Here is a 13,237-nt window from a genome sequence, read left to right on the forward strand (position 1 = left end):
CAACGCGCGCAGCGCCACGCGTGCAGCGATGCAAGCACGCAAGCGCTGCAGGGCCGCTATCGCAGGCACGGATTGATGGTGTGCACCCACAGCGACATCATCGCGGCAAGCAGGCAGCTAAACGCAGTGCAGTTGATCGGCCCGCTGGCTATCGCCACACCACACTGCACGCTCAGACAGCGCGATTGGCCAGTGCTGAGGAGCGCAGCATTTGTCCACCGGGCCACGGTGTCTGATCGTCCAGGAAATTGCCGACCAGGCGCATGCACGCCGCGCGTTCTTCCACGTGCGGCATGTGGCTGGAGTTGGCGAACACGTGCCAGCGCGCATCCGGGATCAACCGCGCATAGGGCTCGACGGTTTCCGGCGTGGCTTCGTCGTACTTGCCAGAGAGCACCAGCGTGGGTGCGGTGATGCGGTGCAGGCGCTCGATGATGCTCCAGTTGCGCAAGCTGCCCACCACGTGGAATTCGGTCGGGCCGTTCATGGCGTGATACACGGTGGGGTCGGCGTCGATGGCGGCAAACGTCCGCGCGACCTCGGCAGGCCACGGCAGCACGCGACATACGTGCTGCGCATAGAACACCTGACTGGCTGCGCGGTAGGCCGGATGGTCCAGCGTACCGGCGGCTTCGTGCTCGTCCAATGCGGCCTGGATATCGTCAGGCAGGCGCGCGCGCAGACGCAGCGCAGCCGCGCGCCACAACCCCATCGAGGCGGGCGAATTGGCGATGACCAGCGCTCGCAGGCCGGCCGGCCGGCGCACGGCGTGCTCGGCGGCGAGCATTCCGCCCCAGGACTGGCCCAGCAATGCGTACTGCGACAGCCCCAGATGCGCGATCAGCGTCTGCAGCTCGTCCAGAAACAGCCCCACTGTCCAGAAGCCTGGCTCGGCATTGCGCAGATGGGTGGAGTTTCCGTTGCCCAGCTGGTCGTAGTGGATCACCGCGCGGCCGTTGGCCGCCAGGTCCTTGAAGCTGTCCACGTAGTCGTGCGTGCATCCGGGGCCGCCGTGCAGCACCAACAGCGGGCAGGCATCTGCGCACAGGTCGCCGGTAATGCGGTACCAGGTACGGTAGCCGCGGAATTCGACGTAACCCTCGGTGCACTGCATGACCTGCGCCTGCCTACGGCAATGATGAGCCCCGAGCCTAGCGAGCACGCCGAGCGGCGTTAACTGGCAAATTTCACAGGTTTGGGCGCGCCCGGATGCGCGGTTGGCGCTGGCCGATAGCCGGTTCGATCGAACGCCTCGCATCGCCGAATGCGCTGGGTATCGCGCGACTCTACATCGCTCCTGGATCGAAATAGCTAGTTCGAATCAGCACATCTATCGCATCTGTCCGCGCCACTGGACTCCATTCGGACCAACAACAGATCAGCGTTCAGAACACAGGTGGGTCGCGCCAAGGAAACGACATGGCATGTGCGCTCTGCCGCTCCGAAACCTGTGAAGCCGCGCGTACCGCAGCGCGCAGGCACGCTCGAAGAAAACTTATGGCTCCAGCAACCGATAGTGCATACCACGCACCACCGCTTCCACGCGGTTGCGGGCGCCCAGCTTGCGCGCGGCTGAATTCAGATGCAGGTTCACCGTGGCGGTTGAACGGTTGAGTGCCGCGGCAATCCGTTTGGACGTCAGGCCTTTTGCCGAATACTGCAGGCATTCGCGCTCGCGACGGGTCAGCGCGATGTGGTGGCAGCGGCGTTCCTGCGGTTCCAGCAACTCCTGCGCGCGCGCCTGGAAGGCGTGCGCCAGCAACAGGAACGGCAGCACCTGCGCTTCGGCCAACCGCGGCGCTTGTGCAGCGGCGGCATCGATCGCGCCGCTGAAGGTGGCAAATGCGCCACCAGGCAAATGCAGCGGCACGGTGACACCGGTGCCCATGCCGCTATCGCAGAGATAGCGGGTCACTTGCCGGTGCTGCCCCCCCACATATTCCACGCCCGCGCAGTGGCCGTCGGTGCGGTACGACCATACGAATGGCGTGGTACGCCGCGTTGCGCGCTGCTGAACAGGGTCATGTTGGTAGTAGCCGTGCTCGCACCACACATGCTGCATATCGCCCGGCGCATTGCGCTGCATGAACACCGTTGGCGTGATCAGCGCTCCCTCCAGACTCAGGGGCACCGGCGCATAGTCGTACACCAGCGACTGGAAACCGAGCGCGCAGACATCGCGAAATACCCGGTCCAGGCAGCTATCGAGCGTCTGCAGTGCCTGCAGATCGCAGCCCAGGCTGGCCAGAATGTCGAACATGGTGCTCCTTCGGTACCGGTGGTTGCCAGCAGATGACATCCAGCATGGAAAACCTAGCACTTTTACCAATGGATGGGCTTGTCGGCCACATTATCGTCACAATGCCGGTCACATGACGGCAGCACGGGACGGGCGTTCAGGTCGTCCGGGCGCTTGCGCTGCGTGCCGGCATTCCTTGCAACGGACACCTGCATGACCGACACGCCCCGCCGCGACGATGCGGCCACGCTGCAACGCTTCGGCTACGCACAGGAGCTCAAGCGGCAGCTCACGCTGAAGGATCTGTTGATCTACGGGCTGGTGTGCATGGTGCCCACGGCGCCGTTCTCGATCTTCGGCGGCGTCTTCGACATCAGTGCCGGGATGGTGCCGCTGACCTACCTGGTCGGCTTCGTGGCAATGCTGTTCACCGCACTGAGCTACCAGCAGATGTCGCAGGCATTTCCGGTGGCCGGTTCGGTATATGCCTATGTCGGGCGCGGGCTGAGCAGCGGCATGGGATTTCTGGCTGGCTGGGCGATTCTGCTCGACTACCTGCTGGTGCCGACGCTGTTGTACGTGGTCGGCGCCAATGCGATGCAGACCGTATTGCCGGCGATACCGCAGCCGGCGTGGATTGGGTTCTTCGTGGTGCTCAACACGGTGGTGAACCTGCGTGGCATCGAAACCACCGCACGCGCCAATCGCTTTTTCCTGCTTGCGCAGTTGCTGGTCCTGGCGATGTTCGTGGTGCTGGCGACGCTGGCGATCCAGCGCGGCGTCAATGGCGCGCACTGGAGCTGGCGCCCCCTGTATAACCCGCAGGCGTTTTCTCCGCAGCTGATCTTCAGCGCGTTGTCGGTGGCGGTGGTGTCGTTCCTCGGCTTCGATGCGATCTCCACCATGTCCGAGGAAGCGCGCGGCGGCAACCGCGTGGTGGGGCGCGCAACCTTGCTGGCCTTGCTGATCGTGGCAGGGCTGTTCATCCTGCAAACCTGGCTGGCGGCATTGCTGCAGCCTACCCTGCAGCGCTACCCAAGCCCGCAGGCATCCAACGATGCGTTCTTCGAGATCGGGCGGTTGATCGCCGGACCATGGCTGCAAATTGTCATTGCGCTCACGGTGGCGATCAGCGCGGCAATCGCCAATTCATTGGTTGCACAGGCGGCCACGTCGCGACTGTTGTTCGCCATGGCGCGCGACCGGCAATTGCCGGGCTTTCTGAGTTACATCCACCCGCGTACCGGCGTACCGCAGCGCGCGATCCTGCTGGTGGCGGGCCTGAGCCTGGTACTGGGCGAAGTCTTCGTCGGGCAGATCGCGCTGCTGTCGTCCTTGTGCAACGTCGGCGCACTGACCGCCTTCGTGTTGCTGCATATCGCAGTGCTGTGGCACTTCCGCACCCACGGCCGGCGTGTGCTGCATGGCGTGGTGCCCCTGATCGGGATCGTCATCCTGGCCTACGTCCTGCTCAATGCCGACCTGCATGCACAACTGGGCGGCGCTGCGTGGATGGCAGTGGGGCTGACGGTACTGGCGTTTCTGAAACTCAGCGGACGCTCCACCGAATTGCGCGCCAGCGACGCGCTGGAATAGCCTCAACAGCAGCACCGTCTGTTGTGCCGGCGTGCTCCTGGCCCACCCGTGCTGCGGTGTGCGACGGATCAATCTCGTGCTGGGCAACCTCAAACACGTCATCAAGGTGGTGCATCACGCCATCAGCGCAAATACACAGGGCTTGACTTGCAGAGATGGACGATCGCTCACCGTCGATCCGCTTCACGATGCGCTGCCACGACTTGCCACGGGCATGTTGCAGTCCAAGCAGTGCCTGGAGCCGGTTTGACGTGCAGCAGCGATCTTCGTGGCCAGGAGTCAGGATCAATCAAAAATTTAGAAACTCTCTCTTGGCCTGGAAAACTCATTTGCAATTTATTGCCGGCTATCTAATCCGGCCGGCGAGTGGCCGGCGGCTGGCGGTACGGCAGCCACGAGGTGAACAATTGCCTGCGGGGAAGACGCCGGTCTTCGGATGTTCCCTGCGACACTTCCATGGGAGAAAAGATGCGCTGCAGATCGCCCGGCTCGATCTTGGACAGGAAATAAGAGCGCCACAACGTCAATTCGTGATTGTCCGCCAGGTTGACAGTGCTGGCCGGGCCGTCCGTCACGGTGATGAACTGAGCGAAGCGATCACCGCTGGTGCTGCCGGCGCGCTCGTCAGCAGCCCCGGGGTGATCCCAGTGCGGGTGATGCATGAAAAAGGGCACCGACTGGATCGGATCCAGGGCGCGCGTAAACTGGCGCAGCGTGAATCGCAGTTCGCTGTCGTTCGATCTTAAGCTTTGCATATAGTGTGTGTCGGCGCCCGCTGGCCCGAGGCGCGGTGGATTGAATGAATAAATGCTGATCTTGCCCGGGGCTCCGGCCGCGCGCAGAAAGTGCGTGATGTCGAAGCCGGCGAGCGTGGCCGCTGCTGCGCCCAGACTGTGTCCCGTCAACGACATCGACAACGCCTTGCCGCTCTCCCGCGCGCGATTCGTGTAGCGTTTCAACACGTCCTTCATGACGGTTCCGTCGGCGCGCGGCAACTGAGCTTCGGACTGCCACCATTCCTGCCAGCCTGCTCCAACCTTGCCCAAGGTCGGAAGGCGCTCGTCAAATATGTTGACGTGTACCTGTGCGATCTGGCTTTTCATATCGCATAACAGATCGTCGGTCGCATTCAGGCATGTGCCGGAAAAACCCAGCACCGCCACAATCACATCGTCGGTCTCTCGCTCCCAGAGTTTCAACCGCCGCGTGGACATCGGCACATTCAGATGCAACCCACCGATGTCAGCCACCGTCGCCGGATCGCCCTTGTAGGATTCGCCTGCGCATGCGCGCATGCTTTCGAGCACAGTGCGGCAGCGTATTTCCCATTGCGGATCCTGTCCGTGCGGCTGCGCCGATGCACGATCCACTTGGGCAATCGCGCTGACGAGATCGCATGCCTGGGTATCTACCTGCGGCAGACGCATGCCAGATGACCGCCAGGCACCTGCCGTGATCGATCGTGTCGCGTTACGTCCGCGTTTGACCGGCGCAGCACTGAGACCTGGAAACGCACTGGCGCTGTCACGCGCGTGCCAGGGGAAAGCGGTCGCGGAGGCAGGCACGTCGCTATCGCCGTCGCGCGATTGCGCGTGCGGCAGCCTTGGAAAAGAAGTTGAGGTGGGTCGCATGCGACATGTTTCAGGTGAGTGCGCAGAGATTCTGTTTATATCCCCACCTGGCACGCAGCCAGAGATGTCGTCCACCGCCGTGAAAACGAACGAAGGATTCACTGGCTCCACCATCGCTGTGCATCCCTCAAGGCCGGGTTGAGGTCGCCCGAGGCCCTAGGAGCGCTGATCGCCACCACGACTATGACGTGGATTGAACACACCAAGCTGCCACTGCGCAGCTGGATGCTGGACTTGCACCTGCTGACTAGAACCAACATGGCCGCCCTGGGAGCCTATGCACCGCCCGGGGCCGACGGCATGACGGCCCAGTGGATGACAGACGCGTGCGGGCACTATATCGATCACGACCTTTCATTCCCGAACGAGATTTTCAGCACATATTCAGCTTTAAAGTTTCGCTAGGCTCGTTCGGCGCCAACGATGGCGCCCGCTTGTTGCAGCCCCCGCTGCAGCCTGACGATCCCTGACGAGAAGGACTACCCATGAATCGCAAGAACGCGATGTATCTGGCGTTGTTTTCCGCTGTTTCCGGCACCGCAGCGGCCGCCCCGCCGACCGAGATGGATGCAGCGCCGGTCACCACCGCGCCGCAGGCGGCCAAGCTTGGTGCGGCCACGTTGCAGTCGGCAAGTTTACGCGGCGGCGTTCTGCCCACGCGCGTGGTGCAGCTCACCGCACCTACCAGCGCCGAAATGGGTCGTGTGCGCGAACGTCGTATTGCACAGGTCAAGCATGGGCAGCCGTTGCAGATCGGTTTTTCGCGTGCGGTGACACAGCCGACGGTGAACCTGTCCAAGCTGGATTGGCAGATGGCTCCCGATGGCTCGCGCGTGGCCAGTCTCAAAGTCAGCTCCGCACAGGCGGCGTCGCTGCGTGCATCGCTGGTACTGCGTGGCGCCGGTGCAACGCCTGGCGACCCATCCAAGGTGACGCTGCGCTTTGCCGGCAACGATGGTCGCGTGTTCGAGCAATCCGGCGCCAGCTTTGCTGCCAGCGGCAACGATATCGGTTGGTCGCCGACGGTGAGTGGCGAGGATCTGCTGGTCGAGCTGTCGCTGCCGGCCGGGTTGTATCCGGAAAACTTCAGCCTCAGCATTCCGCAGTTGTCGCATCTGGATATCAGCCCCACTGCCAGCCCGCGCGACATGATGACCATTGCCATCGGCGAAAGCGATTCCTGTCAGAACGACATCGTCTGCCGTGCCAACCCCACGACCGGCTTCACCAGCGCCGCAAAGGCGGTGGCACGCATGGTGTTCACCACCAGCCAGGGCTCGTTCCTGTGCACCGGCACGCTGCTCAACAATACCAATTCGCCCAAGCGCAACCTGTTCTGGACCGCGGCGCATTGCATCAGCACGCAGACGGTGGCCAACACGCTGCAGACCTACTGGTTCTACGATGCGGCCAGCTGCAATGGCAGTACGGTCAGCTCGCAGGCAACCACATTGACGGGCGGCGCGTTCCTGCGGCATGCCAACACCACGCGCGACACCGCATTGCTGGAGCTGAAGACCGCACCGCCAAGCGGCGCGTTCTATGCAGCGTGGAATAGCGCGGCGATCGGTTCCACCGGCACCTCGATTGTCGGCATCCATCACCCATCGGGCGACGTCAAGAAGTATTCGCTGGGCACGGTGAATGCACTGAGCAGCTCCATCGATGGCAAGAGCCCGCTCTATCGCGTGGTGTGGAGCGACGGTGTGACCGAAGGCGGCTCGTCCGGCTCGGGCCTGTTCACCGTTGCCAGCGGTGGCGCCTACCAGCTGCGTGGCGGCCTGTATGGCGGCTATTCGTTCTGTAGCGCGCAGACCGATCCGGATTACTACTCGCGTTTCTCGGACGTGTATTCCACCATTTCCACCTACTTCGGCCAGTAAGCGGTAAGCCGCGTGGCAGGCGACCTTGTGCCTGCCACGCTTGATCGCGCATCGCCGGGCAATCCGTTTGCCGGGCGATGCGTCTTCGGCTCAGCGACCGTGCATGCGTTGATCCGTGCACTGAAGTGTCCGCAGGCTGTCCAATGCCACCACCATCTTCTTGCCACGCACTCAAGGCAACGGCGTGACGTGCTAGCGCGAGACATCGCTCCACGGCTGTTTTTTGCAGCCTCGCTCAACACATTGATCGGTGTGCGGTTGCCGGCGCCATAGGTGTACCAGATCCACTTCGGCCAATCGGGGAATGCCTGATTGACGTCGACTGCACCAACGGCGCACTAGCGGCGGCGAGCGGCGCAATGATGCAGACTGATGGGGCCTGTTCCTTCACAACGGTCGCCCATGGTTCGCGCACGTGCCCCACTGCTGGTCATCATCCTTGTTGCCGTGGCGCTGCAAGCCTCCGCCCTGGCGGCCGGCAAGCGGGCCGATCGCGAGGACATCAAGGCCTATGCGCTGCAGCGGTGCCTGGATAACAACTACACGCGTAGCAGCAAGTACGCACCCGATCAGCTACGCGACCGCTCGTATCTGCTCACCACATATGCGATGGACAACGCCAAGGTCGGCGCGACCGACCGCCTGCATCGCTTTGTCGACGCCAGCACGGCGGGGTTTGACAAGCGCGAAGTCCCGATGAAGGACGAAGCGCGCCGCGGCCCGTTCAATCGCATCTTCGCCCAATGCATGGCGTTCTATCGTTCGCCGGCCTTGGATGAATTCATTGCACGCGAATTTTGAGAATGGCAGCAGGCGCAGCGAAAAAATAGCGCCCCAACCGCTGTTGCGGATTGCTGCCAGCGACGCCTGCCGTATGGTGTGTACAGCACGCAAACTTGCATCGACACCCAACCCACGCACATCGGCACGAGCCGCAATGACCGCATCCCATCCCTTCCGCTCCCGCCGCACGCTGCTACGCACTGCATTAGCTGCGAGTTCGCTGACTGCGGTGGGGCAGCTCGGTGCTGCTGTGCGTCCGCCGGCACGACGAACATCCGCCAAGCCCGACTCCGCGCCGCCTGCACCCTTTCCGGCCAAGGGCAGCGTGCTGGTGCTGCTGGGCACCAAGGGTGGCCCGACACCTTCGCCATTGCGGGCCGCGGCCGCAAATGCCCTGGTCATCGACGGGCAACCGTATCTCATCGATTGCGGCAACGGCGTGGCGCAGCAACTGGTCAAGGCCGGCATGCGACTGCCCATGCTGCGCGATATCTTTCTGACCCACCACCATTCCGACCACAACGCCGATCTGCTCAACGTGGTGTGGCTGGCCTGGGCCAGCGGCCTGCAGACGCCGGTGCATCTGTATGGCCCACCCGGCATCGCCAGGATGGTGGACGCGTTTGTCGCCATGAATGCCATCGACATCCAGGCACGCATCCGTGAGGAAGGCCGCCCGCCGTTCGAAGCACTCATCCATGTGCATGAGTTCGACCAGCCCGGCACCGTTCTGAAGAACGATCAGGTCACCGTCACCGCCACCTTGGTGGACCATTACACGCTCAAGCCGGCCTTCGCCTATCGGTTCGAGGCGCCCGACCGCAGCGTGGTGTTTTCCGGCGATACGCGCTACCTGCCCGCGCTGGCCGAGTTCGCCAAGAACACCGACGTCCTGGTGCACGAGGTGATGTATCTGCCGGCGTTGCAGACGATGCTGAAGGCCAACGACAACGCACCCACATTGCTCGACCATCTGCTCAAGAGCCACTCCACCAGCGAAGAGGTCGGCATGATTGCGGCTGCGGCCAACGCGAAGATGCTCGTGCTCAATCACTTCGTCCCCGGCGGCGATGCGTCCATCACCGATGCGATGTGGAGCGAAGGCGCGCGCAAGCATTACACCGGGCCGATCGTGGTGGGCAAGGATCTGATGCGGCTGTAGCACTGCGCCCGCCCGCCGCGATCCAATGCCGGCCCCAGAGCGTGTTATGTACGTTGAGGGAGTGCGAGGCGTCGTGTAGCGCGTCGAGTAAGGCGTGCGCCTTGTCCAGGCTGGCCGCCTGGGCAAGGCGTGCAACGCGGTCTCGGTGCGCCACAGGGCGCTTCCCGGAGGATTGGCCGCCAGCAGCACGGAGTGCGCGCCGCGCGGCTTGCCTTGACGCCACAGCCAAGCCGCCAAGCACCGCGACGCCGCACGCCTCCGCTGATGGGCAATGCACCTCATCTCAAGGTGCATGACCCGCTCTAGGCAGGCACCGGGCTACGCATCCCCCACACCTGTTCGCCTGCCTTGCAGTAGCGCTCGATGAAGTCCTGCTGCGAGGGCATCTGCTGCACGGCGTGCTGGATCGGCTGGGCGATACCGTCGAGCAGGCGGCGCAGGTCGTGGTCGGAAAATGCGCGCGTCAACGGGTGATGCTGCTCGGGCGCAATGCCCTGCCCCATCAGCACGTGCGTCCAGGAATCGACACGAAACAGTTCATCGGCACCCTGCCAGGCGTGCGCGCGTTCGCGCCAGGCACGCAGGCGCAGCGCGAGCGACTCGGGCAGTTCCATCTGCCGGCACTGCTGCCATAGCGGTTCGTCGCGCTGGGTGGCGTGGTAGTGCAAGGTGACGAAGTCGCGCACGTGCTCCATTTCAGCGCGGCTGACGTCGTTGAACAGTTGCACCTGCGAGGGCGCAATGCCGTCGGCCGGAAACAGCGCCAGCAGCCGCACCACTGCAGAGATGGTGAGATGGATGCTGGTGGATTCCAGCGGCTCGATAAAGCCGCTGGCCAGACCGAGCGAGACCACATTCTTGTTCCAGGCCTTGAGCCGGCGGCCGGTGCGAAACGGCACCATCCACGGCTCTTTGACGGCAGGCGCAGCCACATCGCGCAGCAGCTTGGCGTGTGCTTCGTCATCGGACAGGTGCTTGCTCGAAAACACCAGGCCGTTGCCGACGCGATGCTGCAACGGAATATGCCAGCGCCAGCCGGCTTCGTGCGCGATGGCGCGGGTGTAGGGCACCGGTGGGCCGAGGGCTTCGGTCTGCACCGCTACCGCACGGTCGCACGGCAACCAATGGCTCCAGTCTTCGTAGCCGGTGTGCAGGGTCTGCTCGATCAGCAGACCGCGGAAGCCACTGCAATCGATGAACAAATCGCCTTCGATCACGTGCCCGTCTTCCAGCACCAGGCTGGCGACATCGCCGCTGTGCGGCTGCACGGTCACCTGCTGAATCCTGCCTTCGACACGCTTGACGCCGCAGCCCTCGCTGCGCGCGCGCAGGAACTTGGCATACAGCGCCGCATCCAGGTGATAGGCGTAATTGACCGCCGGCTCGCCATGCAGCGCAAAGCGGTCCACGCGCGAGGCCACCGTTTCCAGGCAGTAATCGCCGAAGCTGCCCGGCATGCCGCGGCGCTGGCTTTCCAGCCACAGGTGATGAAACGCGCACACCAGGGTGCTCTGCCCGGTGATGCCGAATGGATGGATGTAGCGCTCGCCCTGGCGGCGCCAATGCTCGAACGAGATCGACAGCTTGAAGGTACCTGCCACCGCACGCAGGAATTCCTGCTCGTCGATCTGCAGGAACCGGTGGAAGGTGCGGATGGGCGGCACCGTGGATTCGCCCACGCCGACGGTGCCGATCTGCTCGGACTCGACCAGGGTGATGTCCAGCAAATTGCGGAATTGATGCGAAAGCGCACAGGCAGCGATCCAGCCGGCCGTTCCACCACCGGCGATCACCACCTTGCGAATCTGAGCCTGAGTCACTGCGCACTCCTGTGGCATGGGTTGAGGGCGGTGCTGCACATCAGCGGTTCAACTTGCCGATCAGCATGGCGCGCAGCTGCCGCGACAGCATGGGGTCGATGGGGCCGAGCGCATGGCGCGCCGGTTCGGGCAGATGCTCGCCGGCCTGCTCGGCAGGGCCGAACACGTAGTGATCGAACAACGCGCGCCATGCCTGTTTTTCCACTGCCGGACGGTCGCGAATCGCCCACAGCGCGTGATACAGCGCCGGCATCGCGGCAGGCAAGTGCGCTGGCGCACTGCTCCACCAGTAATTGATCAGCACGTTGAACGGCTGCAGCGATTGGACGTGGTGCCACCACATGCTGGGAATGAACAATGCATCGCCCGGCTCCAGCACCACGCTGCGCGCATGCGGCAAGGCATCGGCAAAACGCGGAAAGCGTTGCAGGTCCGGATCGGCGAAATCGACCATGCTCACCACCTGCCCGCCCGGCGTAGGATCGAGCGGACCCGGATACAGATTGGCGACCTGCTCCGGCGGAAACAGCGTAAAGCGCCGTTGCCCGACCGCGCAGCACGCCAGGTTGTCCAGCGCATCGTAGTGGCACGAAGCGATCACCCGGTTACCGATCCAGATGCTGGGCTGCACGGGGCTGCCGTTGGCAGCCACATCCAGATCGTTGTGGGCGCGCAACCCTGGCAGATTGGCGTCCACCGGCAACGAGGCCAGATAATAGGTGGGCGGCTGCGGGTCGTCACGATGTGCCGCAATGGCATCCAGCAAGGTACTCACGCTGCCGCGCTGCACCTGGAAGTTGAGCGCGCTGCAATCGTCGCGATAAAACGGGCGGCTGCCGATCTCCGGGCCGCCATAGGAATACTGCAGGGGGCGGCCGGTATCGTGCGCGCGCAACAGCGCCATGGCCTCATCGGCGCCGCGCAGCCCGGCCTGCACCAGCGACCAGTGCCGCGCAACGCCACGCAGCACCACCGGCTCGGCGGCCTGGCAAAGTGCGGGCAGCGACAACGCATCCGGGCCACAGTCTCCGCGCTCGGCAATGGCGATGGCGGCGCCTGCAGCGACGGACAGATCGGTGGCACGTGCGGCCATACGCTCAGGCGTACGCGGCAACGGGGGCGCTGTGCGACTGCAGCAGGCGGCGCTGCTTCTCGGCCATCAGCCGGCGCACGTTGTGCAGCGATGCCAGCATCAGGAAGGCACCTTCCAGATAGCCGGCCTGATGCAACTGCTGCAGCGCTTGCGCATCCAGGGCGGCCAGCCGCTCGCGGTCGATCGCGAACAAGCCCTGCAACTGCGTGGCATGGCTGGCATCCAGCGCAACGTCCAGCCGCACCGGCTGGATCAGGCCGAGCGCGTCGAAAGCGGCCGCCATCGCCTGTCCCGCGTCCACGCCATCGCGGATGCCGCGCAACACGCCGATGATGTGTTCCAGATACGGGCTGTGGCCGCCTTGCGGCAGGAACACCGCCTCGCCCTCGCTGCGGCTGATACGCGGATGTTCCAGGTCGACATGGATCACCGGCTCCTGCACCAGCGCCCCATCGACGTGTTGCTCCTGGAAACCGATCAGGAACGGCCCCTTGGCAACGATGCCCGGCAGATAGCTGGCATTCCAGCGCCCGTCCTGCAGGAACAGGTTTTCATCCTGTGCGAAGCCCAGCAGCGCCACCGGCTGGTAACCACCCCCGGCCGGATCCTTGCGGAAGAACAGCGGGTACTCGCGCTGCAGCTCGGCATATTCGGTGACGAAGGCCGGCACCACGCCGACCGCGTCGCCGAATTGCGCACCAAAGCGCAGGATCACGCGCAGGTCGTGATGCGCCACGTTGTTGAGCACTGCGTATCGCGTCATCTGAAACTCCAGCAGCCGTCCATCGCGGAGCGCTGCAGTCATGAGGGAATTCGGGCGCACGCATTCCCCGCGTGCTTATCGATGCTGAGCATTGCCAAAAATGCGTGCGCCGGCAAGCCGCAGGGCAGCAACGCGCTGCATGGCGCCGAAGGCCGGCGCGTGGCGCATGCGTGCGCATGGCAAGGCCGTTCGCCCACACACCGACGGCGCGAGCACTGCGGCAAACGCGGCTGCAGACCGTACGCGCGCAACGGCGCAATAACCGGT

At 64.0% G+C, this 13,237-nt stretch carries 11 protein-coding genes; 5 read left to right on the plus strand and 6 right to left on the minus strand.

Features of this window, described 5'->3' with window-relative positions:
• Positions 1-172 precede the first annotated feature (172 nt).
• Positions 173-1,114, minus strand: coding sequence for a proline iminopeptidase-family hydrolase (locus HLH45_RS19195; RefSeq protein ID WP_008573030.1), 942 nt, complete (start codon positions 1,112-1,114; stop codon positions 173-175).
• A 381-nt stretch (positions 1,115-1,495) separates the two neighbouring features.
• Entirely contained in the window at positions 1,496-2,260 is a 765-nt protein-coding gene (locus HLH45_RS19200; RefSeq protein ID WP_008573033.1) for a LuxR family transcriptional regulator, read from the minus strand.
• 192 nt (positions 2,261-2,452) lie between these two features.
• Between HLH45_RS19200 and HLH45_RS19205 the strand changes: the two genes are divergently transcribed.
• Positions 2,453-3,835, plus strand: coding sequence for an APC family permease (locus tag HLH45_RS19205; protein WP_008573035.1), 1,383 nt, complete (start codon positions 2,453-2,455; stop codon positions 3,833-3,835).
• A gap of 76 nt (positions 3,836-3,911) precedes the next feature.
• Positions 3,912-4,085 (plus strand): hypothetical protein, encoded by a 174-nt coding sequence (locus HLH45_RS19210; RefSeq protein WP_223866282.1) that lies wholly within the window; start codon positions 3,912-3,914, stop codon positions 4,083-4,085.
• Between the two features lie 100 nt (positions 4,086-4,185).
• Here HLH45_RS19210 and xopAP read toward each other — a convergent pair whose 3' ends face one another.
• Positions 4,186-5,262, minus strand: coding sequence for a XopAP family type III secretion system effector (xopAP, locus tag HLH45_RS19215; protein WP_008573036.1), 1,077 nt, complete (start codon positions 5,260-5,262; stop codon positions 4,186-4,188).
• Between the two features lie 689 nt (positions 5,263-5,951).
• On the opposite strand from xopAP, the gene HLH45_RS19225 reads away from it, so the two are divergent.
• The 3 genes from HLH45_RS19225 to HLH45_RS19235 all read left to right on the plus strand — a co-directional run bounded on the left by HLH45_RS19225 (position 5,952) and on the right by HLH45_RS19235 (position 9,294).
• Positions 5,952-7,349, plus strand: coding sequence for a trypsin-like serine peptidase (locus HLH45_RS19225; RefSeq protein WP_008573041.1), 1,398 nt, complete (start codon positions 5,952-5,954; stop codon positions 7,347-7,349).
• Between the two features lie 402 nt (positions 7,350-7,751).
• The gene (locus tag HLH45_RS19230; RefSeq protein ID WP_008573044.1) at positions 7,752-8,150 is read left to right on the plus strand and encodes a hypothetical protein; all 399 of its coding nucleotides are present in this window, start codon (positions 7,752-7,754) and stop codon (positions 8,148-8,150) included.
• A 136-nt stretch (positions 8,151-8,286) separates the two neighbouring features.
• Entirely contained in the window at positions 8,287-9,294 is a 1,008-nt protein-coding gene (locus tag HLH45_RS19235) for an MBL fold metallo-hydrolase (protein WP_033478686.1), read from the plus strand.
• A gap of 302 nt (positions 9,295-9,596) precedes the next feature.
• On the opposite strand, the gene HLH45_RS19240 is transcribed toward HLH45_RS19235, so the two are convergent.
• Genes HLH45_RS19240 through HLH45_RS19250 form a run of 3 tightly spaced genes read right to left on the minus strand, consistent with a single transcriptional unit; the run spans position 9,597 to position 12,970 of the window.
• The gene (locus HLH45_RS19240; RefSeq protein ID WP_033478687.1) at positions 9,597-11,114 is read right to left on the minus strand and encodes a tryptophan halogenase family protein; all 1,518 of its coding nucleotides are present in this window, start codon (positions 11,112-11,114) and stop codon (positions 9,597-9,599) included.
• A gap of 40 nt (positions 11,115-11,154) precedes the next feature.
• Positions 11,155-12,207 carry a cupin-like domain-containing protein gene (locus HLH45_RS19245; RefSeq protein ID WP_008573050.1) on the minus strand — a complete coding sequence of 351 codons (1,053 nt, stop codon included), beginning with the start codon at positions 12,205-12,207 and terminating at the stop codon, positions 11,155-11,157.
• A gap of 4 nt (positions 12,208-12,211) precedes the next feature.
• Positions 12,212-12,970, minus strand: a complete 759-nt coding sequence (locus HLH45_RS19250; RefSeq protein WP_029819933.1) for a SapC family protein — start codon at positions 12,968-12,970, stop codon at positions 12,212-12,214.
• Positions 12,971-13,237 lie beyond the last annotated feature (267 nt).

Origin of the sequence: Xanthomonas euvesicatoria (assembly GCF_013112235.1) — a bacterium.
Taxonomy (GTDB): Bacteria; Pseudomonadota; Gammaproteobacteria; order Xanthomonadales; family Xanthomonadaceae; genus Xanthomonas; species Xanthomonas euvesicatoria.

What these genes read in the sequence shown, in the direction of transcription:
- HLH45_RS19195 (WP_008573030.1), bottom strand. Translation starts at nt 1,114, where the DNA reads ATGCAGTGCACCGAGGGTTACGTCGAATTCCGCGGCTACCGTACCTGG.
- HLH45_RS19200 (WP_008573033.1), bottom strand. Translation starts at nt 2,260, where the DNA reads ATGTTCGACATTCTGGCCAGCCTGGGCTGCGATCTGCAGGCACTGCAG.
- HLH45_RS19205 (WP_008573035.1), top strand. Translation starts at nt 2,453, where the DNA reads ATGACCGACACGCCCCGCCGCGACGATGCGGCCACGCTGCAACGCTTC.
- xopAP (WP_008573036.1), bottom strand. Translation starts at nt 5,262, where the DNA reads ATGCGTCTGCCGCAGGTAGATACCCAGGCATGCGATCTCGTCAGCGCG.
- HLH45_RS19225 (WP_008573041.1), top strand. Translation starts at nt 5,952, where the DNA reads ATGAATCGCAAGAACGCGATGTATCTGGCGTTGTTTTCCGCTGTTTCC.
- HLH45_RS19230 (WP_008573044.1), top strand. Translation starts at nt 7,752, where the DNA reads ATGGTTCGCGCACGTGCCCCACTGCTGGTCATCATCCTTGTTGCCGTG.
- HLH45_RS19235 (WP_033478686.1), top strand. Translation starts at nt 8,287, where the DNA reads ATGACCGCATCCCATCCCTTCCGCTCCCGCCGCACGCTGCTACGCACT.
- HLH45_RS19245 (WP_008573050.1), bottom strand. Translation starts at nt 12,207, where the DNA reads ATGGCCGCACGTGCCACCGATCTGTCCGTCGCTGCAGGCGCCGCCATC.
- HLH45_RS19250 (WP_029819933.1), bottom strand. Translation starts at nt 12,970, where the DNA reads ATGACGCGATACGCAGTGCTCAACAACGTGGCGCATCACGACCTGCGC.